The 24,187-nt window shown below is 29.8% G+C and carries 20 protein-coding genes and 1 other annotated feature; of the genes, 7 read left to right on the forward strand and 13 right to left on the reverse strand.

The genetic code is table 11. The features are described 5' to 3' along the window. Window positions 1-693: 693 nt before the first annotated feature. Window positions 694-1,998, reverse strand: coding sequence for a metallopeptidase TldD-related protein (locus tag CUEA01_RS14625; protein ID WP_234122431.1), 1,305 nt, complete (start codon window positions 1,996-1,998; stop codon window positions 694-696). After that, window positions 1,998-3,413, reverse strand: coding sequence for a TldD/PmbA family protein (locus CUEA01_RS14630; RefSeq protein ID WP_234122432.1), 1,416 nt, complete (start codon window positions 3,411-3,413; stop codon window positions 1,998-2,000). Before CUEA01_RS14630 ends, CUEA01_RS14625 begins: the two co-directional genes overlap by 1 nt. 423 nt (window positions 3,414-3,836) lie before the next feature. Between CUEA01_RS14630 and CUEA01_RS14635 the strand changes: the two genes are divergently transcribed. Next, window positions 3,837-4,016 (forward strand): hypothetical protein, encoded by a 180-nt coding sequence (locus tag CUEA01_RS14635; RefSeq protein ID WP_234122433.1) that lies wholly within the window; start codon window positions 3,837-3,839, stop codon window positions 4,014-4,016. 201 nt (window positions 4,017-4,217) lie between these two features. Here CUEA01_RS14635 and CUEA01_RS14640 read toward each other — a convergent pair whose 3' ends face one another. The 5 genes from CUEA01_RS14640 to CUEA01_RS14660 form a co-directional block, all read right to left on the reverse strand. Then, entirely contained in the window at window positions 4,218-4,742 is a 525-nt protein-coding gene (locus CUEA01_RS14640) for a GNAT family N-acetyltransferase (protein ID WP_234123353.1), read from the reverse strand. Window positions 4,743-5,046: 304 nt separating this feature from the next. Then, the gene (locus tag CUEA01_RS14645; protein ID WP_234122434.1) at window positions 5,047-6,348 is read right to left on the reverse strand and encodes an alpha/beta fold hydrolase; all 1,302 of its coding nucleotides are present in this window, start codon (window positions 6,346-6,348) and stop codon (window positions 5,047-5,049) included. A 249-nt stretch (window positions 6,349-6,597) separates the two neighbouring features. After that, the gene (locus tag CUEA01_RS14650; protein WP_234122435.1) at window positions 6,598-7,296 is read right to left on the reverse strand and encodes a histidine phosphatase family protein; all 699 of its coding nucleotides are present in this window, start codon (window positions 7,294-7,296) and stop codon (window positions 6,598-6,600) included. 30 nt (window positions 7,297-7,326) lie between these two features. Then, window positions 7,327-8,079 (reverse strand): MBL fold metallo-hydrolase, encoded by a 753-nt coding sequence (locus CUEA01_RS14655; RefSeq protein ID WP_234122436.1) that lies wholly within the window; start codon window positions 8,077-8,079, stop codon window positions 7,327-7,329. 228 nt (window positions 8,080-8,307) lie between these two features. After that, window positions 8,308-8,763, reverse strand: coding sequence for a GNAT family N-acetyltransferase (locus CUEA01_RS14660; RefSeq protein WP_234122437.1), 456 nt, complete (start codon window positions 8,761-8,763; stop codon window positions 8,308-8,310). A gap of 157 nt (window positions 8,764-8,920) precedes the next feature. Here CUEA01_RS14660 and CUEA01_RS14665 point away from each other — a divergent pair, with 157 nt between their 5' ends. Together CUEA01_RS14665 and CUEA01_RS14670 are read left to right on the forward strand one after the other, a co-directional pair. Further along, window positions 8,921-9,799 carry an AraC family transcriptional regulator gene (locus CUEA01_RS14665; RefSeq protein ID WP_234122438.1) on the forward strand — a complete coding sequence of 293 codons (879 nt, stop codon included), beginning with the start codon at window positions 8,921-8,923 and terminating at the stop codon, window positions 9,797-9,799. Between the two features lie 246 nt (window positions 9,800-10,045). After that, entirely contained in the window at window positions 10,046-11,284 is a 1,239-nt protein-coding gene (locus tag CUEA01_RS14670) for a right-handed parallel beta-helix repeat-containing protein (protein ID WP_234122439.1), read from the forward strand. A gap of 207 nt (window positions 11,285-11,491) precedes the next feature. On the opposite strand, the gene CUEA01_RS14675 is transcribed toward CUEA01_RS14670, so the two are convergent. The 3 genes from CUEA01_RS14675 to CUEA01_RS14685 form a co-directional block, all read right to left on the reverse strand. After that, window positions 11,492-13,891 (reverse strand): valine--tRNA ligase, encoded by a 2,400-nt coding sequence (locus CUEA01_RS14675; RefSeq protein ID WP_234122440.1) that lies wholly within the window; start codon window positions 13,889-13,891, stop codon window positions 11,492-11,494. A 329-nt stretch (window positions 13,892-14,220) separates the two neighbouring features. Continuing rightward, window positions 14,221-14,476 (reverse strand) — a binding site (T-box leader). A 319-nt stretch (window positions 14,477-14,795) separates the two neighbouring features. Then, window positions 14,796-16,100: a DUF4179 domain-containing protein gene (locus CUEA01_RS14680; protein WP_234122441.1), complete on the reverse strand. Its 1,305-nt coding sequence runs from the start codon at window positions 16,098-16,100 to the stop codon at window positions 14,796-14,798. A 2-nt stretch (window positions 16,101-16,102) separates the two neighbouring features. Then, entirely contained in the window at window positions 16,103-16,663 is a 561-nt protein-coding gene (locus tag CUEA01_RS14685) for a sigma-70 family RNA polymerase sigma factor (RefSeq protein WP_234122442.1), read from the reverse strand. Window positions 16,664-17,067: 404 nt separating this feature from the next. On the opposite strand from CUEA01_RS14685, the gene CUEA01_RS14690 reads away from it, so the two are divergent. The 3 genes from CUEA01_RS14690 (at window position 17,068) to CUEA01_RS14700 (ending at window position 20,029) form a co-directional block, all read left to right on the forward strand. After that, on the forward strand, window positions 17,068-18,381 hold the full coding sequence (locus CUEA01_RS14690) for an MFS transporter (protein WP_234122443.1): 1,314 nt from the start codon (window positions 17,068-17,070) through the stop codon (window positions 18,379-18,381). Between the two features lie 263 nt (window positions 18,382-18,644). After that, window positions 18,645-19,223 (forward strand): TetR/AcrR family transcriptional regulator, encoded by a 579-nt coding sequence (locus CUEA01_RS14695; protein ID WP_234122444.1) that lies wholly within the window; start codon window positions 18,645-18,647, stop codon window positions 19,221-19,223. Continuing rightward, window positions 19,220-20,029 (forward strand): SDR family oxidoreductase, encoded by an 810-nt coding sequence (locus CUEA01_RS14700; RefSeq protein WP_234122445.1) that lies wholly within the window; start codon window positions 19,220-19,222, stop codon window positions 20,027-20,029. Before CUEA01_RS14695 ends, CUEA01_RS14700 begins: the two co-directional genes overlap by 4 nt. Before the next feature lie 169 nt (window positions 20,030-20,198). Here the strand turns inward: CUEA01_RS14700 and CUEA01_RS14705 are convergent, their stop codons facing one another. Beyond that, window positions 20,199-20,570, reverse strand: a complete 372-nt coding sequence (locus tag CUEA01_RS14705; protein WP_234122446.1) for a DUF6483 family protein — start codon at window positions 20,568-20,570, stop codon at window positions 20,199-20,201. A 271-nt stretch (window positions 20,571-20,841) separates the two neighbouring features. On the opposite strand from CUEA01_RS14705, the gene CUEA01_RS14710 reads away from it, so the two are divergent. Next, window positions 20,842-21,585: a protease inhibitor I42 family protein gene (locus CUEA01_RS14710; protein WP_234122447.1), complete on the forward strand. Its 744-nt coding sequence runs from the start codon at window positions 20,842-20,844 to the stop codon at window positions 21,583-21,585. 121 nt (window positions 21,586-21,706) lie between these two features. Here the strand turns inward: CUEA01_RS14710 and CUEA01_RS14715 are convergent, their stop codons facing one another. Both CUEA01_RS14715 and CUEA01_RS14720 read right to left on the reverse strand, forming a co-directional pair. Then, window positions 21,707-22,978, reverse strand: coding sequence for a ferredoxin reductase family protein (locus tag CUEA01_RS14715; RefSeq protein WP_234122448.1), 1,272 nt, complete (start codon window positions 22,976-22,978; stop codon window positions 21,707-21,709). Between the two features lie 47 nt (window positions 22,979-23,025). Next, complete coding sequence (locus tag CUEA01_RS14720; protein WP_234123356.1) at window positions 23,026-23,619, reverse strand: CDP-alcohol phosphatidyltransferase family protein; 594 nt, start codon at window positions 23,617-23,619, stop codon at window positions 23,026-23,028. Window positions 23,620-24,187 lie beyond the last annotated feature (568 nt).

The following is a 24,187-nucleotide window of genomic DNA, read 5'->3' on the forward strand; positions in this document are numbered from 1 at the left end:
GTTTATCATTAATTATTTATCAGTTTATTAATTTTGTTTATGATTTTATTGCGAATTAAGTGTATTGCAGGATATTAAATAAAATTAATAAATCTAAAGCAAAAAACTTTAAAATCCTAAGAAGTTTCAATAACTCGCTGAGAGTCTGCTCAGACAATTGAAACCTCTAAGTCTTTTAAAGTTTTTTACCTAAGATTTATAAAATTTTATTTAAATCATCCTACAACACGCTTAATTCGCAATTACAGTGGTTTAAATGAAAAAATTCCTCCGTACCTACGGAATTCTGGTGCAATACAAAAATAGTTTTTAAATTGTTATAATGCTGTTTTAAATTAAAAAATAATTACATATTGTGAAATAAAGATGTAGTGAATTAATCAAAGAACCTTTGGTAGGTGTAGAAAAAAAATGATGTTAGGGAATAGTGGCGAAAAAATTTCTAAAATAAAATTGTATAAAACTTAGTGGGAAATTTTTTAAAGCTTTAGAGCTTTAGATTGTCTGAGCATCCTTTGGCGAGTTATCGAAAGCTCTTAAGCTTTAAAAAATTTGCCGCTTAGTTTTATTAATTTTATTTAGGATTTTGAGCCGCTATTCACTAACATCATTTTTCTGCACCTGCCAAAGGTTCTTTGATTTTGCACTACACTTTGGTTCGCAATGTTTAAAATTTGTGTATAAAATATTATTTTATTCCACCCCAGACACAGTTGCATCAAACAATTTAACTGCTGCTGGACCTTCAAACCAATTATCCTTTTGAAGTTCTTTAGATAAAAACATTTTATTTTGAAGTTCATTTATATTTCCGGAAATTGAACCACCAGTTACTGGCACGGTGTTGTTGCCATCAAAATACCAGGCAAGTCTTATTTCCCCACAAAAATCACCTGTCATATAGTCCATTGTAAAATCTGAAAAAGCAGCGGCTTCAAGATATGGTTCTTTCCTTAGTTCACTAAGAGTTTTGGTTCCTCCACTTATTTCTATGTTTTCAATAGCACCTGTTGGAGCTACTTTTAAATAATGTGCAAATCTTGTACTTCCAATATATCTTTTTAAAGTTCCATTTTCCAATATAGTTACAGGTTCTACTGCTAAACCATCCATATCAAAACCACTTGAACAAGTTGAGTTTTTCATAAATGGATTTAGCTTCATTGTTACAAGATCGCCTTTAACCGTTTTACCCTGAACTTTATCTCCAATTTTCCAAGTAGATTCCTTTCTATAAACCGAATCAGCTCCACATTTTGAATAGTAAAATTGAAAGAATTCTTTAATTGCTCCTTTAGTTAATAATACAGGAATACCTTTTAGCTTAGGAGTACTTTTAGCTATAGCCTTATCTCTACATATAGTTATCATATTTTCTACTTCTTTAGCTATTGCTTCAGTATCTAGTTCCGAAAAGTTTAAGCATTTATAAAGTTCAATTTCTTCTCCTTCCTCTTTCCAAGTTGTGATAAACTCAATCATACCTTCATAACTATTTTGCTCTACATTAACCCCTTCTGAATTTACTACACGAGTATAAACCTTATTTAAGAAAATTTCGCAGGAATTAATTCCGCCTTTTTCATAATTATCATTTTTATAAACGGCCTTTGTTAATTCATTCATCCAATAAGATAAGTCTTCTTTAGAAAAGCAACCTGCTGAAACTTTTTTATATCCAGCAGCTGATTTTACTAATGGATAATATTCATTTTTAACAAACTTTGCTGCAAAAGCTGCATCATTTATTACTTGTTCTATTTCTAAGTCGCTCATTGTAGGGTGAATATTTGTTTCTGCAGAGCCTTTGTATTTTTTGCCAGCTTCTTCAATATCTTTATACACTGTTACATTAAAATGATGTACACTTTTTGCTCTATCCATATCCACATTCTTTTTTACAAAGAAAAGTTCACTTGACTCTATCTTTCTTTCAATTATTTTATAGCCATCAATATTTTTATTGTTTTTTAAAATCATTTCTATCCTATCTAACATTATCCTAACCTCACTTTCGCTTTGATATAAGGTCCGCCAGATGAAGTTTTAACATACTCCTTATATCCTTTACCGCAATATCCAGCTCCATCTAATTCAACATTTTCAGAAACCATTGAAATTGATTTCAATAAATCCGGGACAAAACCAGTTATTACTACAGGCGATATTAAATTTCCAGTAAACTTACCGTCTTTAATTTCTTTACCTAAAAGAAGTATACATTGAATTCCCCAGTTTTTAGGGTCCTCCATTCCGCTAAACATTCCTTCTAAAAGATATCCATGTTTTATTGATGCAACCATATCTTCAACTTTGTCTTCTCCAGCCTCAAAAAATGTGTTAGTCATTCTTGCATATGCTTTTCTTTCAAAAGACTCTCTTTTACCATTCCCTGTTGGAGTAGTTCCTAATTTTATAGCTGACAACAAATCTGATATACCTGTTTTTAATATACCTTCTTTTATAACTACTGTATCCGTACCAATAGTACCTTCATCATCAAATAAATATGAAGATATATGTTTTGCTGCTGCTGCACCATCATGCATTGTAGTTAATTTAGAAGCTACTTCTTTGCCTATATATTCAGCACCTTTAGCTCTATTTTTAACAAACATGTCCATTTCCACTCCATGCCCAAAAGCTTCATGCGCTATTAAACCAGATACCTCCGGAGTGCATATAACTTCATATTCCCCTGGTTTAACTGGTTTTGCATCCAATAATTTTATATTTTGCTCTACTACATCCTTATATGCTTTTTTATATTCATCAACTAATTCTAAACCCTTTAATCCAGAAAAGCTCTTATAATAATACTTTATTTTTTCTTCTCTTTTAGCTACTGAATATAATATTCCATCACTAATTATATAGGATTGTTCTAAATCCTTTTTATTTGATATAAATATCTTAGAAATATGCATAGTATTATAATTTGCTTGAAAATTAATAAGTAAATCAGATTGTAACAAAGCTGCATCCTTAACCTCTGTCAAAGCTTTTATTATTTCTTCTGAACTTACATCTTCTGGATCATTTTCAACTTCACCAAAAAAGCTATTTTTAATTTCATCTTCCTCTATAATCTGATATGAATTTACCTTTGTATCTTTAGAAACTTTATTTAACTTGGTCTCTACTTCTTTAACAATACTACCTAGCTTATCTTCACTTATTTCATTGAAAGAGTACTCAGAATAATTAATTCCGTTATGAACTCGTATAACAAAACCTCTTTCAGCTATCATTACATCCTTTACTATTGTTCCTGTCTTAGAGACACTATAGGTTTTACCTCTTGTATCTGTACCTAAAACTGATACATATTTATACTTTTCTGATAGCATTCTAACTAACTCTTTTATAATTGGTTTACTATTTAGCAAAAACTTGGAACCCTTTACCTTCATATCCTATTCCCTCCTATTCGTCATACATAACTATTATACACATAAAATTTGTAATTAATATATTTTTTATAAAAAACAATAGCTTTTAGCAATAATTTTTCGTTAAAATTCATTTATTATCAGATATCACCCTACATCCGCAAATATAGATAGGCAACTTGGAATATTGAAATTGCAAATACCAAGTTTATCGTGACAAATTGTAATTTAACAGGATGAATTTCATATTAGCAACTTTAATTTTTCAAATTGCTTATCTATATCTACACTTAAGTTTAGAACTCTCAGCAAGTTTTAAGCAATTTCTAAGTAGACTTTAAACTTTAAAATGTATACTAAAAAAGTATTATATTAATTTAGAGTTTTTAGATAAATCTAACTAATTGATTAAGCTTTAAAACTTAGAAGGAAGGTAATTATGAAATGAATATATCATCAATATTTAATTCACTATATTCAAATTCTACTTATGCAACTACAAATATACAAAAAACTGATGCAGTATCTAGTGCGAGCAAAACTCAAAATATCCAAAAACCAGATGCAATATCTAGCGCAACAAAAAAAAGCGGAGGAGATCATTATTTTGAAGCTAGAGCTTAATTAAGTAACTTAAATATAAGAACTCTTTTTTAATACAAATACACTTTGCTTGGAAATAAAATTCCTCCAATTTTATTTTCAAGCAATATTAAAAGTAGTATTATACTCCTTTAATAATACAAAATACTGCTATACCCAAAACTGGTACAGCAGCATCTTTTCATATACAAATTTATAAAAATCGCTTATAAAATTTTCTAATTATTTATTAAATAACTCATCAGTAACTTTCCACCAAAACAATTTTTCTGTTTCCCTATACTTAATCATATTTATCTTCTTCAAGACCTTTTGAGATGCAAAATTATCTTTATTTGTAGCTGCAGTAATTGCTGATACTCCTTCTTGTTCCAATGCCCATTTAACTATTGACCTAACAGCTTCTGTCATATATCCTTTATTCCAATAACTTTCACTATTTAAGCCATATCCTATTTCTACTTCACCATTTTCATCGGGTCCTCCCTTAAAGCAAAGACCTCCAATTACTTTATTTTCTTCTATTAAAACTATTTGTATTAACATAAACCACATAGCATTACTAGTATCCTTCAAAGCAGCTTGATAAAAATAATTGGCAAATTCTATTTCTTCCTTAGTTTCTTTGCCACTACTATTTAAACCATTTTTTCTTTCAAATTCTTCCTTTCCATTTTCCCTTGAGCAAAGCTCTAAATCCGAAAGGTCCAACTGTAAAATTCTTAATCTTTCCGTTCTTATTTCCATCAATTTTAATATTCCTCCTCTAATTTAACAAGCATTCTAGAGGAGCCTTTTATTTTTTAAATAAACATTACTCCTCTAGTTTTAGTAAAATGAATAACTTTTATATTTGTCATTTAACATCACTCCTTTAAATATTAAACTTTGCAGTTTAAACACTCAGCATTCATATAAGATAGATTTTACATACATAATACTGCAAAGTTACATGTATTAATATTATTTAACTAATATTGTAAGCATGTATTCTATTATATAATATCAAATCTTTTATAAACATGCAAAAGCCTTTTTAATATACTTAATTTCATTTAAGAAGTACATTTATCATCGTATTACAAAATTTTTTATTTTCATTCCTCCAGGTATCATGACCTGAATGTTCAAACCAAATTAATTTTTTACTTGGTGCTTTAAGTTTATCGTAGTATTCCTGCACAAACTCAGTAGGTGCATTTATATCATGCCTGCCTTGGAAAATATAAACTGGTACATCTATTTTTTCATCTTGCTTGCGAAAATCTATACCATATAACTGTGGGTAAACACGATCATATGTCTTAATCATCCCTAAGATGTAGTTCAATTTATCATACAATCCATATTCCGGACCTGCCATTTCACTAAAAGTAGAATATCCAGAATTCCATATATTTTTATTTCTTTGCATACACTCGTCAAGATATGAATAATATGTCCATGCTTTTAAAACTGCTCCATTGCCATAGTATGGAGGAAGAGATTGCTTCTTAAGTTTTTCAACTACCTTAGAATCGCCATTTTCCTTAGCCATTTTTATTGCAGTATTATAATCATATAATTCGGTATCTGTAAAGCTAATCATTTGTCCAGTGCCAACAAAAGCAGAAAAAAGCTCAGGATGTTGTTTTACAAGCATTATACCTAATGCACTGCCCCACGACTCACCACAAACATAAATTTTCTTTTTGTTAAACCTCTGACACAAGTATTTAGTAAGTTCATATGCATCTGATACATATCTTTTGGGAGTAAGAAAATCGACTTTTACAGCATTGCAGGATTTTCCTGCTCCTGGCTGATCCCAATTAACTACAACAAAATTGTCTTCCAATGCTTTTAATTGTATTCGAGTAGCTGACAAAAGAGTCCCTCCAGGCCCACCTGCCAAAAATAATAATATTGGCTTATCTTTATTTTTTCCGCGTATAGTTATCCATTCATTACTGCCATTAAGCTTTACTTTTCTAAGTTCAGCAATGCTTCCGGAAACGACTTTACCGCCCTTACAAACAATTGGTGGTGTATAAGTCATATGCTGAGAACTTACTGTAACAATGCCAAGCATAAATAGCAATGTAAATGTAATAATAAGTTGCCTACGAATTTTTAAAATCCATGGCTTTATACCTGCCTTTTTTCTAGTAAATAATAAAACCCCTATAGTAATAATAATCATAACAACCATAATTAAAAAAGAAGTAAGTAAAGCTAAAATTGAAATAATCCCTATGGTAAGCTCTATAGGCACAGTACCCATAGTGGCTTTAAGCTTCGCTCTAATAAGAATGAAATAAACTGCTATAATAACTATTGCAAGTACAGCAGTAATTATATGCTTTTTTGCCAAATAAACTTTTCATTTTAAATTACCCCTTACATTAACTTTATAATACTTTAATAATACATAAACAATTAGTCATAAAAAAGTTACTGTAGTCATAATTTATGTTACTAAAGATAAACCACTGCGAAACTTAAAATTTATTTGCACCAAAATGCCGTCTTTGGGGCATTTTGGTGCAAATGAATTTTAATAGTTGAGCTGGTTTATCTATATTTTAAATACAAAAATCCATGAATTTAAAACACACAGTTATTAATTACTTTTTCTCAATTTTTCCCCTCTTTCCTTATAACTCTTATCATTTATTGACAAAACCTTAAACTTACCATTATCATACTCAAGTTTACTTACGCAGCAGTTATCCATATCCGTAATACACAAATCTTTATTTATTGCTTTAAGAAGTGCTCTAAGCATTCCTCCATGTACAACTAGAAGTATATTTCCACCGCCGCTTTGTGAATTTTCTTTACCTATAATGTTAAGTCCACTCATAACTCTTTTTATTAAAGTATCATAATCTTCTGCTTGTCCAGTTTCATCTAAAGCAGCACAGCTATCTATGTATGATTTTTCAAAATCACTAAAACTTCTAATTTCACTGAAAGAACTTACATTTAAATATTTCATTATATCGGTAAACATTATCTTTTCTATCTCACCCTCGTATTTACCACAGTAAACCTCTCTTAGTTCTGGCATTTCCTCTAATTTAAGGTTTTCGCTTGCTTTGTTTTCAGACATAATAATCCTTGCAGTTTTTACTGCTCTATGTAAATCACTACTATATGCAGCTTTAAATTCAATGTCTCTAAGCCCAACTGCTGCATCTTTTGCTGCTTCTATGCCTTCATCAGTAAGAACACCATCACACCAACCCTGAACTCTTCCTGCTTTGTTTATTATAGTTTGTCCATGTCTCATTAAATAAAATGTTACTTTATTGCCCATTTTCAATCTCTCCTATTTATATAACTCAAATTATAATTTATTGTTTGATAATTTATTATACAGTTCCTCTATAGCTTTATTTACATTATTATCATACACACCACCATGATAACATATTACAGTTTCCACGTCATATTCTGTGAGCTTCTTCAAAGAATCTGTATACAAGTTCATATCACAATTAATTGCCGAAGACATTTGACAAAGCATGCCATTTTCAACACTTAATGCATCTCCCGCTATGAGAATTTTATATTGTTCAAGATATAGACAAATATGACCTAGTGTATGCCCTGGTGTAAAGATAACTTTAATTCCTCCACAGTATGGTAATATTTCATCATCAATTAATGTTTTGTCTACATTAACCTTCGAATTTTCAAACCCAATTTTAAATTTTTCATATACGGCTTTCATTTCTGGTGATAATGAATCTAAGTTGTCCTCCATTTGTGCTAACTTAATAGGACGCTTTTCTCCATTTATATAACCTATTTCTTTTTCATGAGCAAATACCTTAACATTAGGTAATTCTTTTAATATACTTGATACACTTCCAATATGATCAATATCATGATGGGTTAAAATTACTTTGTCTAGTTTATTAAACGAAATTCCTGCCATGGCCATAGCTTCTTTAATTTGAGGAAGCTGTCCAGGACATCCTGCATCAACTAAAATCATATTACTATCATCTCTAATTAATGTTGGATTAATAATAGCTTGATTTCCCATAATATTAAAAGATATTTCAAGCATTTCGATAAAATTATTTATTTTCATTTATTTATCCCCCTAAAAAAGATATTTTTTCTATTGACTTAAATTTAATTATGTGATATAATTAAATTTATTATATATTTATAAGTATACGTTATTAACTAACTAATGTCAATAAATTTTAAAAATAGTAAAATGCTGTATCAAAATAGGTGCAAACTCCTATTTTGATACAGCATTTTTTAAAACATAGCCTTTTAATTAAGTTCTGCTTATTCATACTCTTTAAAGCTATTTTTGCTTTCTATATTGAAACATTATTAAAACATCCGAATGCACATACTCTCCATATTTAACAAATCCCATTTTCTCATATAAATGATGATTTCTATAACTTTTAAATGGTGTTATCAATGACCACTCAGTTGCATCTTTGTATACCTCATCAATATATTTTAAAGCCTTTTGCCCAATGCCTAAGTTTTGACACTCCGGAATAACACTAAAAGTTCTAAGAAAATATTTATTGTCTTCTTTTTTTGAAATAATTATATCACCAATTATCTCATTATCCTTAAGTATTTTGTACACTATAACATTTTCAATTAAACCCAACATTCTATCTTCAGGTTCATTATATGAAGGGCATTCTCCATACTTAATGTAATCCTCATAAAAACTCTTACTTTGGACTTCAATAAGCCTTTTAACGTCACCTTTATCTGCCAATTTAAATTCTATATTCATATTTTACATCTCCTTAAAACTTTTAATATATTTACATTATAAGTCTACATTTTTACTGTTTTTTGATGTTTTTTATTAACTTTTATAAAACTAAATCTACAATGCTCATAGTATGCTATAATTTAGTTAATATTTTAAGTTATAGGAGATAAAAAGAATGTATTATAGAGAAAATATAAATAATGCGCTTGAATATATAAATGATAACTTAGCAAATGATATATCTATTGCTGACATTTCAAACGCGGCTGGCTTTTCAACTTCGCATTTTTATAAATTGTTTGCTTCTTCAACAGGCTTTACAATCAAAGAATATTTACGAAATAAACGTCTTAGTAAAGCTGCAAAAAAGCTTGTAAAATCTGATAATCGAATTATTGATATAGCTATGGATACTGGATTTAACTCCCATGAAGTATTTACAAGAGCTTTTACTTCATTATATGGAATATCGCCTATAAAATATCGAAAAAGCAGAAAGGAAATTTTACTTTACGAGAATTTTAATAATTTCGGTAAATCCATAAAAAATAGCTTTAGATATAAGGATGACATAAATATAAATGTTGAGGTAATTAAAAAAAAGGAAATTTACCTTGCCGGAATGGACTTAAAAACTAATGTTATTGAAAATATAAAGAAAAAAACTCTTCGTAATTTTTGGCAAAGTGCATTCTTACCAAATACATATAAAATAAAAAATATAATTGATCCAAATAACAAAATATATTTTGAAATTACAAATCCAAAAACAAATGAATTATATCATCTAGCATGTTTTGAAGTATACTCTTCATTTGTTCCTAGTGGAATGATACTTAAGGTTATTCCACCACAAAAATATGCGGTTTTCACACCTGAGAAGCCACTTTCAGCTTTGGAATATAGTTCACTTATCACCTATGCCTACGGTGAATGGCTGCCAATTTCAGGATATCAATTAGCCGATAAATTTACTTTTGATGTAACACATAGCGAAAAAAATTCAAGTGGCTATATTAACAAAAATATGAAGGTATACATTCCTATAAAATAAAGCCTCTGCTTTTTAGCAAATCCTGGCATTCCGCCATTGTATCCACCCCATTTTTCATACCCCTGAAAACCAAATTCAAATCAATAAACTTGTTTTGTAATAAAACTATTTTACTTTTTGTGTTTACATAACCTCATTTGTAATATATAATATAAATATACATTATATTACATATAATAACAAAATATTTTGTTTTACATAATATTAATTTAAAGTTATGTAATAAATAGGAGGAGGATATATTTAATGAAACATTTTTCAAAAAAACTATTTTTATTTTTTATGCTTTTAGGGATAAGTTTAACTTCCATTTTAATTTCATCTAAAACAGTTCATGCTGCTAATTATTATATAGCTCCATACGGTAATGATGACAATTTAGGAACTTTTGCCTCTCCTTTTGAAAGCATTACACAAGCCCAAACAGTAGCTTCTTATGGTGACACAGTTTACATATTAGGTGGAAGCTACAATAATTTTAAAATTGCTGCTTCAGATTCCAATTATAATTACGTTAATAATATAACTAAAAGTGGAATTACTTATAGAGCATATTCTTCTACAAATGTACCAATTTTCGATTTTTCAAAAGTTCCTGCTACTAAACGTGTTGCAGCTTTTCACATAGCTCCAGGAGTATCAAAAGTCACTTTTCTATCGATTCAAGTAACAGGTGTTCAAGTTGGTAATCAAAAACAATCCGAATGCTTTAGGGTAGAAGGTAATGCCACCTTTAACCAAGTAGCTTGCCATGACAATGCTGCTAATGGCTTTTATTTTGTAAATCATGGCACTGGAAGTTGCATTAAATGTGATTCTTACAACAACATAGGAACTACATCATATTCAATTGGAAATACAGATGGCTTTGGAGCACATGGTGATGGTGTTACCTTCCAGTACTGTAGAGCTTGGAACGATAGTGATGATGGTTTTGATTGTTTAACTTCAAGAGGTTCTAATACTTTTGATCACTGTTGGGCCTTCAATATGAGAGCTGGTGGTGACTCCAATGGTTTTAAAATTGGTGGCTATGCAAGCGGTACTCCTTTTAACCCGGCTCCAGTTCATACTGTAAAGTACTGCATATCAGCAGATAATAATGCTCATGGCTTTTATGCAAATCACCAGCCAGGACAAGCTGCAACTTGGACTTATAATACAGCCTACAATAATAGACTTGGAAATTTTGATATGCTTGAACGTGTAAGTCCAGATGATCCAACGGATATTCCAGGAACAAGAGAAATACTACACTATAATCTTGCATATAGCGGAATTTCACTAAAAGATTCCAATCTTCCTTACGCAAATGCAAATAATAATTCATGGAATACAGATGGTATAACTGTATCAGCTTCAGATTTTCAAAGCTTAGATGTAAATGAGTTATCTAAAAGTAGAACTGCAAATGGTAATTTACCTGATATTACATTTATGCGTCCTGTTAGTGGAAGTGATATTTCAGGATTGGGATGCTTTTAAATATTTCCAAATAAAAACCCCTCTCTCTATAAAAATTGGGGGTTTTATGTTGAATTTCAACTAATGATACTCTTAAAAATATAGGCAAGTTCTCGCATCCAAAGGGAATTTGGGGTGGAATGAACACTTTGAACATCTCAAATATGTGGCTTAGTAAGTAATTTCATACGTTAACCTTAATAAAGAAGGGAATTAGTCCCCTCCTTTTTATATTATTTCAATGTTGAATTTTTTACCAAATTGAATTTCTATATTTTCAGCAGCAGTACACGCCTTTATATCTTTTAAAGTCTTTTGTAAATATTCATTTTGATTTTCTGGAATACTGATTTTCAATTCATTTATCTTTTCCTTTAAGGAAATACTTTTTTCAGATTTATATTTTCTTACATCACCTATAATTCCTTTAACACTTTCTCCAAAATTCAATATATCTTTATTTACATCATCTCCCTTAATATCCCATTGCATTATATGAATTGAAGCCGCTTTTTCAAATTGCCTATAGAAGTCTTGGTATATTTCTTCAGTTATATAAGGTACATATATAGCATAAAGCTTTAATATTTCTAAAAGCGCTGTATGCAATGCATATTGACCTGATTTTCTTTCTTCTATCCCATGAATTTCTGGTTTATACAGTCTATCTTTTACTATTTCAAGATAGTCATCACAAAAATCACTCCAAAAAAATTCATCTATCTCATGTTTTGCAAGGCCAATTTCATACTGATTTAAACACACTTTCATAGCGCTCTCTAAAATTTTAACTTTTTCAATTATCCACTCATCAATTGGAAGCAGCATATTAGGCTTCACCCCATCGAAATCCTCCATATGCATAATGCAAAATTTTGATGCATTCCAAAGTTTGTTTAAAAATTTCTTTGATATTTTGAGTTCATCTTCAGAGAACATAGTATCAGTTCCAAGCTTTGCATTAGCTGCCCAATACCTAAGTGCATCCGCTGAATGCCTCTCAATTAACTCCTTTGGCGATGCCCCTGAATTATTTTTAGATTTACTTATTTTCTCTCCTTTCTTAGCCAAAACAAAACCGCTTATCATAACATCCTTCCAAGGCAACTTTCCCATATGAAACAAGCTTCTAACTATTGTGTAAAATGCCCAAGTTCTTATTATTTCGTGTGCTTGTGTTCTCATGCCCATTGGAATAAGTTTTTCAGTTAGGTCATTTTCTGTATTCCATTTTGCATTTATAAATGGAGTTAATGAAGAAGTTGCCCAGGTATCAAATACTGCTGTTTCTGGAATAAACTCTGTGCTTCCACAGCTGCATTGCTCTTGCGGCATTGTTTCAAGTGGATTTATCGGAAGCTCATTTTCCTTTGCAAAAATAACCTTGCCGCACTTTTTGCAGTACCATATAGGAAATGGAACTCCAAAATATCTCTGCCTTGATATACACCAATCCCATTTTAAATTTTGAACCCAAGTTGTATATTTGTTTTTCATATAACTCGGATACCAATTTATTTCATCTGCTGCCTTTAAATATCTTTCCTTCTCACTTAAAATATCTATATACCATTGCTTAGAATTTATTATTTCTATTGGCTTCCCGCATCTCTCATGAACTGAAACTGCGTGAGTTATTGTTTCACTTTTTATTAAAAGGTTATTTTCTTTAAGAAGTTCTATTATGATTTCTCTTGCTTTTAAAACCTTATTTCCACCTATAAATGGAACATTATCAGCTATTTTGCCATTGCTTTCTATAACCCTTTTGTAAGGCAATTTGTACTTTTCATACCAGAAAGCATCTGTTGTATCGCCAAAGGTTGCGCACATTACTATTCCTGTTCCCTTATCAATGCTTACCTTTTCGTCAGACAAAATTGGTATGTCAAAATTGTACAATGGAACTATCGCTTTTTTGCCTATATATTTACTGCGCTTTTCATCCTCTGGATTTATAAACAAACATACACAGCCATATAAAAGTTCTGGTCTCGTTGTTGCAACTAATAGCTCCTCTCCATCTACTATAAAGGGTATATAATTAAAAGTACTTTCTATATCCTTGCTTTCAAGTTCCGCCTGAGCAATTGAAGTTTGACAGTTTGTGCACCATAAAACAGGCGACTCCTTAATATACGCCTTGCCTACCTTTGCCATATCCAAAAATGCTTTTTGAGATATCTTTTGCGTATTTTTACTTATAGTTTCATATTGAAGGTTCCAATCTACGCTAAAACCCATTGAAAGCCAAAGATTTTTAAATTCCTCAACATATTTTTCTGTGGTTAGTAAGCATTTTTCTATAAACTCACTCCTAGGCATAGTTCCTGCCCTCATACCTTCTTCCTTCTCAACAAGCCTTTCTGTTGGAAGACCATTGTCATCAAATCCAAAGGGATAAAATACATTTTTCCCCTGCATCCTTTTAAATCTTGCTATTATTTCAGCTTGAGTATATGAAAATATATGACCTATATGAAGTTTTCCACTTACCGTTGGCGGCGGAGTATCTATTGAAAAAGTCTCCTTTTCACTTTCAAAATCATATTTATATATATTAGCTTCCTGCCAATAATCTCTCCATCTTTTTTCTGCTTCAGCTGCGTTATATTTTTTATCTAACATTTTATTTACCTCCATCACATATCAGATGACAGAGTACAAAGTACAGAGTACAGTTAATGTTAACTTTCTGCTGTAGCAGAAAATTTTTTAAACTTAATGCTGACGCATACTTATAAAGATAACTAAATAATTATCTTATCAATCAAACATAATAAACTTTTTGATTTTAACCTATTATTTTGTAAGATTCAATAAAGATTTTTCGTAGTGAGGCGGAGAAAAATCAACCTTCACTGTACTCTGTACTTTGTCCTTTGTACTCTGTTTTAACGATTTATCTTCCTAACTGCGCATTTTAGAAAAATAAAAAACCCTTCGCTCTATAAAATATATAGGGCGAAGGGTAAATCTCCGTGGTACCACCTAAGTTTGTACATACGTACACTCTCAATAATAATACGGGCATATATTCTGCCGATACTACTTCCCTTTTAACAGTGGGAACTCCGTTAAAGCCTACTCACATAAAGTTTTCGGTTTAAAGCTCCGAGACTACCTTCATTAAGACCATCCTGGGAAATTTCCACCAGCATTCCCTCTCTTTATTTAGGGTACATAACTACTCTTTCTCATCAAAGCTTTTATTTGTAATATTAATATTGTGATAAATATTATCACTATTAATATATGTTGTCAATACCAATTTATACAAACAATTGGTATTTATTGAATAAACTCATTTGCTTCATTTAGTATTCTTTTTGAACTCTCAAATTGAAAAGCATTCATTGCTTCCTCTAATCTTAACTTCACTTAGTATCATGAAGAAAGAAAAAATTGAAACTATGGCTAATACGACAGTAATTAATTTTTTTAATGCGACGAAGCATTGTTACTTCGCTATTTTTATTTAAGCTATGTTTTAAATAAGTGTTGATTTTCACACTTATTTAAAACATAGCCTTTATTTATTTACAACTGTAATTGCTTCGTCCTCATGTAATTCTTTAAGCATTGTATCATAGGCTTCTATTTCCACAGTTTTAGCACTGCCAATTTTATAAACCCTTATATTGGCATCTTCGCTTTTATACTTTTCAGTTAAAATAGATTCATTTTCTTCTTTTAAAAGTGTTCCATTGACTTTTACTCCTATGTCACCGCCATTTGGACTAACTATTGTTTTACCTTTATATTTATTATTGTATTTAACTATTAAGTATTCTCCATCAACTTTAAGATTTTCAATATCAATTGCTGCACTGTCATTTAACCTTAATTCAAATTGTGAAAATTTATCTAAATTTACTTCCTTACTACCTACTTTTATTCCTTTAATCCCCTCAAAATATCTAGGAATCAATTTTAGCTTACTAATATTTTTATTATTAATAAAATTCATGCTAAACAAATTTTCATTATTTTTTCCCCCCTTACTAGTTCCACCTGTAAACTTAACCTCATTTCCATCCTGATCGAGCACTAAAAAATCAACCATTTTATCATTATCACTCTCAGCATGATATTTTATATTAGTTGTCAATGGCGAAACAATTACTTCATCAAGCATAAAATCTTCACCAGCAATATTAAATTTATCCTTCACCTTTTCCACATGGGTATCCCTTTTGATATCTTTTGTATCCATTGAAAATTTTGTTCCCCAATCACCTTGTTTGTCGAAGATGTTTTTAATTCCTACATCCAAATTTAAATTTTCAGGTAGATTTTTATCGTCTAAGTCTATATCCATCAAATATTTCACTGTATTTTGATTTATAACTTTTGTGTAAAACGATCCACCTGTCGATATATATTTTCCGTTAAGCTTTAAGGTTAATGGAATAAATAATGTTTCTGGATTCTTTATTGCTGCATTGTTATTTTTTATCGTAAAACTTAAACTTAGCATATTACTATCTACAGCTGCATTTTCAAAAGTTACATCAATGCCTTTTTGTGATTTAGTTTTTCCGATTATTTTTGTATAATAAGCATACTTACTATTTGTACTTACAAGCTGCTGATTAAATAAATCGCCTAAAACTGGAATATCTTTAGCCCATACAGGATTTACAACTGTTACAGAGGTTACAACTATTAAAGCTGCAGCAGCAGCGCCAACTAATTTTTTATTTTTATTTTTCTTTCTTATAGTTTCCATAAGCTTTCTCTTTCCTCTTTTTCTTTCCACTTCACTCACTTCTAACTCAGTAACCCCACTAAAATCAATTTTAGTTTCATTTAATAACTCATATATATCCTTCATACCTAAACAACCTCCAATTTAATATTATTGGCTTTTATTTTTAGCTTTTTTTTACTTCTAAACACCCTGCTATCAACAGCCGCTTTGCTTATACCAAGCTTTTCTCCAATTTCCTCAGCTTTTAATCCTAAAAAATACTTCATAATAAAAATTTGTTTATCTAATTCTTCAAGTTCACAAAGCAGTTTCATAACATCTTTTTTATTTTCATTTATCATAATTTCATCTTCTAAAGTATTTTTCTCTTCTATATCAATTGAATCCATAATATCTTCTGTTCTTTTCATTAATTTCCTATAGTAATCAATTGCTTTATATTTTGCTATAGCACCTATCCAACTTCTAAATATCTTTTCATCGCCTTCAAATTTATTAGAATTATTCCAAACCGCTAAAAACACATCATTTATGCACTCTTCTACAACACCATTATCTTCAAATCTCAATAACACCTTACAAACAATTCCCTTTACTAGTGGAATATATTTATCATAGGTATACTCTAGTGCATCTTCCTTTTTCCTCTTTAACCTTTTAATAAAATTTTCACTATTTGATCTCATCTTATTTCCTCACACTTCTAAAGATAAACAACTTAATTCAGAGTACAAAGTACAGAGTACAGAGTACAACGAAGGATGACTTTTCTCCGCTATCGCTACGAAAAATCTAAAAACTTATTTTTTTATTGCCTACGCAATCGCGCCATATATGGTGCGGAGAGAAGCTGACAACATTTGAATTTACCATATTGTTCATCTACATATTGTAAAAGCCTTTACACTATATATAACGATATAAAATAAAAAAGTTAGCATATTATTTTAAATTCTTTGGATATGTTTTAAATAAGTGTTGATTTTCCTACGCTCATAAACATTACAGAAATATCTATAAACTTGAGTGTCATGTTATGCGATGGTAATATCGTATTGAACAAAATCATCAGCTTATAGGGGACGTTAACATGAAAACTTTAAAATTTAACAACGAATTAAAAAATTTTTATATATTACAATTAGGTCAATTTATTTCTCAATTCGGCAGTAAAATGACAAGCTTTGGATTAATTTTATGGGCATATGAACACAGTGGCTCTGTATTATCAATATCAGCTTTAACAGTTTGTACACTTATTCCTTCTGTATTACTTAGTTTTTTTGCAGGAAGTTTTATTGACGGATGGAACAAGAAAAAAATAATGCTAATAGCAAATCTAATTGCAACATTTTTTTCAGTTATCACATTATGCTTAATTTTACTTAACAGATTAGATATTGTTTACTTATATATAATTAATTTTGTACTCGGAATGGTAGATGCCTTTGAGGACCCAGCTTCCAATGTAATAATTTCATTAATAGTTCCAAAAGATTATTATACAAAGATAAGTGGCATTCGTTCTTTTGTAGCAGCATTCAATACCACCTTTTCACCTATACTTTGTACTGCTTTTTATGCTTTACTTGGATTAAATTTAATTATATTTTTCGATCTGTGCAGCTTTATATTTGCTTTCATATGCTTATTATTTTTTGTACATGTTCCAAATGATAAACTAAAAAAGCAATTAAATAAAGACAAGTTTCTTTCAAATTGCAAGCAAGGATTTGTTTATCTTAAAAATAAGAAAGGCATTTTGCACCTTATACTTTTTATGTCCTTTGTTAATCTTATTGCTTCTATAGAAAGCTGCAATCTTACACCAATGATTTTATCTAGAAATGGAAACAACAAATACGAACTCGGTATGGTAAGCAGTATGGTTGGTATAGCTGGTATTATTGGCAGCATTATTGTAACTATAATGAAGGAACCCAAGAAAAGAGTTCCTATTATTATAAATTCAATGATATTATCGTTTTTACTTTGTGATATTCCTCTTGGAATGGGACACAAATATTATACTTGGATGCTTGCAATATTCTTAGGCTACTTTTTAGTTCCATTTTTAACAGCTAATGTTGAATATTTAATGAGAACAAAAATCCCACTAGAAATGCAAGGTAGAGTTTTTGCTGCAAGAAATGCTTTGCAATACTCCTCTATCCCAATTGGATATATTTTAGGCGGCATTTTAACAGATAAAATATTTAAACCTTTTATGGATAAGCCCTCTTCTATACAAAATTTCTTTACTCATATTGTCGGAAATGCAAAAGGAGATAGTAATGGTTTAGTATTTATATTAATTGGTATTGTAGGTTTTATTGGGTGTTACTTATTTAAATTTGATAGTCATTTAAAATCATTAGATGATAAAGTTTATGGCGCTAAATAATACAAACTCCACTTCCTTCTTCTCATATATAATATGCAATAAATCTATCGTTCCATCCCTAAGTTCCTCATAAAACACTACTTTCACAAAAATGGTGAACTCAATATCAGAAAATGCATCAATTACTTAGTATTGCTAAACCGTTGCGTAAAAATATAAATAATTACAATTAAATATTATTTTAATCTATTGACAAAATATCACTTGTTATATATCATTAGATATATAACAAGTGATATTTAATAAGTTAAAGGAGAATTAATATGCCACCAAGTATAAAAATAACAAAAGAAATGATTTTAGAAACTGGATATAAACTAGTAATAGCAAGCGGAATTGAAAGTGTAAACTCAAGAAGTATGGCTAAAATGCTTGGTTGTTCTACCCAACCTATTTTTAGTCAATTCCCAAGCATGGAAGAATTAAAGCAAAGCATACATGATCTTGCCTGCCAAAAATTTGAACATGATGTATTCTGCGATACCAATTTAGATTCTTTCATGCGTAGTAGCTATCTCAAGGTAATAAATTTGGCAAAAAATCAAAAAAACATCTTTAAATTGATTTATTTATCAGAATATTGCATTGGTGAAAATTTCATTAATGCTAGAATGAATTTTGAAAGTAATAAGAAAATCTGGTATGAAATTAAATTAAAATATCAGCTTAATGACAATGAGTGCTCGGACATTCTGGAAAGAATAAGTCTGCTAGTTCAAGGAATAGCGACTGTAATAGCAACTTCAAATATTCAATACAGAGATGAACAAGTAATTGCTATTGTAGAAAATACATTGGAAGATATAGTGATGGGAATTAAAGAAAGGAGAAAAAAAATATGAAAACAGTCTTTATTACAGGAACCTCATCAGGCATCGGGCGTGAAACGGCTAAATTGTTTTCTAATAATGGATGGAATGTTATTGCCACTATGAGAAAACCAGAGATTGAGACTGAACTTAACAAAAATAAAAATATAAAAATCTTAAGATGCGATGTTAAAGAGACGGAAAGTATTAAGCAAGCTATTAAAGAAGGTATTGATTATTTTGGAAAAATTGATGTACTAATAAATAATGCTGGCTTTTATACTATTGGAGCTTTAGAAGCAGCAACAGAAGAACAGATTCGGAATCAGTTAGATACCAATCTATTTGGATTAATAAATACTACAAAAGAAATGTTGCCATATTTTAGAAAACAGAAATCTGGCATAATTATTAATATTTCTTCTATTGCTGGCAGAACAGCAGTTCCGTTGCAAACATTATACCATGCAACAAAATGGGGGGTAGAAGGATTTTCGGAATCGTTGCAATATGAATTAAGTCCATTTAATATAAAAATAAAAATAATCGAGCCAGGTGTAATAAAAACAGATTTTTACGGACGCTCAATGACGGTTATGGAGAATAACGATTTAGACGATTATAAAGCTTATTCTCAAAAGGTTGTTTCTAATTTAGTTACGAATGGAAATAATGGGTCTAATCCTTTAGAAGTAGCAGAAACGATTTTTAAAGCAGCTAATTCTAAAAGTGATAAAATGCGTTATCCAGTTGGAAAATCAAAGAATCTAATTGCATTAAATAATATTCTTCCAGATAAAGTATTTCATAATTTGGTAAGTGCTGAAATGCAGAAGTGACAAAGCAAAAATAACGGACGTCTTAACAGCCACAAAATGGTATTACCGTTCTTGCTTTACAGTTCATTAAAATGGTAATTACTATATCGTGGCTGTTTTTTACACGAGTCGTTGTTGCACCCCACTATAATCAGAATAACATTACATCGTTAACACAAAACTATAAAATTTATTTGTTATTTTCATATAACCTTCTTACTTCTTTCAACCCCTCAACTATCTCTCTCTTAGAAAAATTATATTTACTAAGCCTTTTTTCATCCCATTCATTTAATTCTTTATAAAAATACAAGGCAGTTTCTAAATTTTTAGCCGACCTATTTGTTTCTATTTCTTCAAATAGCATATCCTCAGCCTCATTAATTTTCCCCTCATTCATATATCTTTTAATCATAATTTCTAACAATTTATCTTCAGAAATAACTACACTATTAGTACTTTCATCAATGCAGCTTTCCACAGCATTCTTACCAGCAGCTATACTGACTAGTAAATTAGAAATTCCCTTTATTATTCTTTGTATATAATCATTTTCGTTCACCTTAAACACTCCCAATTTAGTTAATACCTTTATCATAGTTATCACAATACTAACTGTCAATATATGCCCATCTCATTTTACATACTTTTTGGCACCTTGATACAATTCCCATACTTCCATTACTATTATTTTTATGTAAAAAACATACTTAATTGTAGATTAACTTTATTTTTTTAACTATTTCACACAATTTTGTTATTTCACAATCATATACCACACTTGTTTAATTATTACATTTATACTAAGCTGATTATATTAAGGAGGTTTTATAATGAATAGATTAAAAAAATATTTAATTTCATTCGCTATTTGTGCTATTGGTACATCATCGCTTATTGGTGGAAATGCTGCTTGTGCTGCGTCATTACCTACCGTACCTAGTATAAATATTGAAAATCAATCAATCTTAAATAACTGGATTTCTATGCCGCTTAGGGAAAATGTATCAAAAGATAAGGTTTGGAATATTAATTTAAAAAATTCCATACAAAAAACAGATGTATCTGATTCATCAATTTTTGTTTTAGATGATAACCAGAAAAAAGTAAGTACAACCCTTACTCTATCAGCTGATGGCAAACAAATTAAGGTTACACCAACTAATAGTTATGCACCAGGTCATTCATATGTGCTATACATTATAGGTTCTGCAAATGGAACCTGCATGCCATTTACTATTAATTCAGATTTTGTACAGGTTGATCAAAATTCTAATAACCAAAGCATCACTTTAGCAAAGGGTTCTACACTTCAATTAACCCTTCCAAATGTAGGTGCTGACGGCGGTTACTCTTGGGACTTACAATCATTTGACAATTCCTTACTCGAAAGCATAAGTAATTTCAACATAATAACTGCATTTAATCCATCACACTGCCCAAGTACTTCTTTAAATACTCGCTGGCTATTTAAGGCAAACAATGTTGGAGCAACTACTATTGAACTTCAATATAAAAGATCCTTAGGTGAAATTTCAACTATAAATACTTTTAAACTAAACGTGAATGTAAAGTAATATACTATTAGAGATAAACCGCTTGAAACTACCAAAATTAATTTGTATCAAAATGCCACCTTCTAGGCATTTTGATGCAAATTGATTTTGCTGTGAATTGTTCATTAACTAAACATAGCCTTTATTTAAATTGGAAATTTTCATAATGCAATTCATTAACCTTTGCATTGCTACTTTCGAACTGTTTTCTTAAGGCTTCTCTCATAGGTTTAGGTCCGCAGAAGTAAACATCAAAATTTTGTTTTATTTCTACCTCCTGCAATATCTTATCTGCTGTTAAAAATCCCTTTTCTTTAGAGTTTATAAGATGTAGTTTTATATTTTGTTTATTTTCAGCTAAAGCCTTCAATTCATCAACATATGCTCCCTCTTCTGCATTATTATATGCATAAAAGAAATCAACCGAGTAATTTTTAGGGATATCACTTTGAAGGAAACTTCTAAAAGGTGTAACACCAATTCCTCCAGCAATCCATATTTGATTTTCTAAGCCTTTGCTATAGTGAAATTTTCCATGTGGGCCTTCTACCGAAAACTTATCTCCAACTTTAAGTGTTTCAAATAATTTTTTTGTATCATCTCCAAGCCCTTTAATAGTAAATTGAATCTCTCCTTTTTTAGGAGCCTCACTTATAGTGAAGGGATGAGACGCAAAATTATTTTTATCACCCTTTATTTTTAAGAAAGCAAATTGACCTGGTTTAAAATCCATACTTTTACCTATTGAGCCACCTGTAATTTCTAAAGTACCATTAGCTACGATATCTAATTTTATAGCTTTAAACTTATATTTAAATCCTAAACTCTCATATATAAACACACTATATAAAACTGATAAAATACCTATTAAATTTATAAAATCCATCCATAAACTAAAGGCACCAAAAGATAAAGCTGCATAATCTGAACTTCCATAATAATGATAAAGCCCCATTGCATAAGCTAAAATCATAAACTTGTGAATATTTTTCCATCTTTCATAATTTAATTTTTTTGCTAAGATAGCCACAAGAATAAGAATTACAAATAAATATAAACTGAAGCTTCCATACATTGCATAAGGATCTCTTGGTATTTTAATTCCAGAACTTATTTGAACTTTTTTTCCAATACTTATTGTTATATTGTGAATTACAACTAAAACAAGTGCTGAAATGCTTAAATATTTGTGATATATATATGATTTATCCAGTCCATCAAACAAATCATCTAAAAATCTATGTCTTGTAGAAATAAAATTTATAAATGCAAAAGCCACCAATGCAAAAGCAGCTAAAAGCTCCGAATACTCAGTTACAGTCGGAATTGTCCTCGTAGGTTTCGCACCCACCCATAAAATTGCTGTTATAACAATACTTAATAATATAACTATAATTCCAGATTTTCTTTTCATTTTTGTTCCTCCCTCACTCTATAGATAAACCAATTCAACTACTAAAATCAATTTGCATCATAATGATTTATCTCTAATACTTCTTTTAACCTTATAGCTGCACATTTTCTTATTCTTAAATACGAAGAATAAATTCCACCTGCAAGCATTACATATAGAATACAATTAAATAAAATCTTTAAACCATAACTCCCTAAGCAATTAAAAAGACATGCTATTGCCGGGATAACAAGAAAAGCTGCTGATACTATTCTTCCTATCTTATCAAAAACAAATACACTATTCGAATTACTATATTGTTTAATAAGCTTCGAAGTAATTACAAATTCTAAAAATTTTAAGCATACAAAAATGAAAAACCATAATGGCAATACATTAAAATTTATTAGAGCTACATATGAAATAATTATGTATAATAAATCAGCTGACACATCAAGCTTTGCTCCAAATTTTGATGCCGCATCTAATTTTCTTGCAATCTTCCCATCTATTAAATCAGAAAAACAAATCATAGCAAAAGCCCCTAATATCCACATGAAATATACATTATTATGTGAAAAACTTTTTTCAATCAAAAACAATAATATAAAAGTCATAACTATTCTTGACACCGTTATTATATTAGGTATACGGTTAATCATCTTTTTCACAATATTCGCCTCCTCTAAAACCAGCACTATTTTGGTATACTTTATACTTTTAATTATAATACGAGAACTTTAATACAAACTGAGAGTTTCCTTAAAGTTTGCTGAGAAATATGAAAATTTAAGTTCTATATAGTGAAACTAGTTCAACTATAAACTATATATTCACCATAATCCCTTGAAGATTGGTATTTTGGAACATAAATAGTTTGAGTTTCGCAGTAGTTTCACTTTAGATAAACCATTTCAACTATTAAAATTCATGTGCACTATAATGCCCAGAAGACGGCATTTTGGTACAAATAAATTTTAAGTTTCACAATGGTATATCTTTATCAACATTCTTTTAAAACTTAGCCTAATTATTAAATATTTAAAAAATTCCAACTTTTTATACAAATATGGTCTAATTATACTATAATGGGCTATAATCGTATATATTATTTATAATATTTTACCAAAAGTTAATTTTTAAAGACAAGTATTTGCAACATTCAAGGATCGTCTGAAATCGCTTAACGTAAAAAATAATTTTCTTAGGGAACCTTTCTTAGAGCTAAAT

Origin of the sequence: Clostridium hydrogenum (assembly GCF_021432385.1) — a bacterium.
Classification (GTDB): domain Bacteria; phylum Bacillota; class Clostridia; order Clostridiales; family Clostridiaceae; genus Clostridium_S; species Clostridium_S hydrogenum.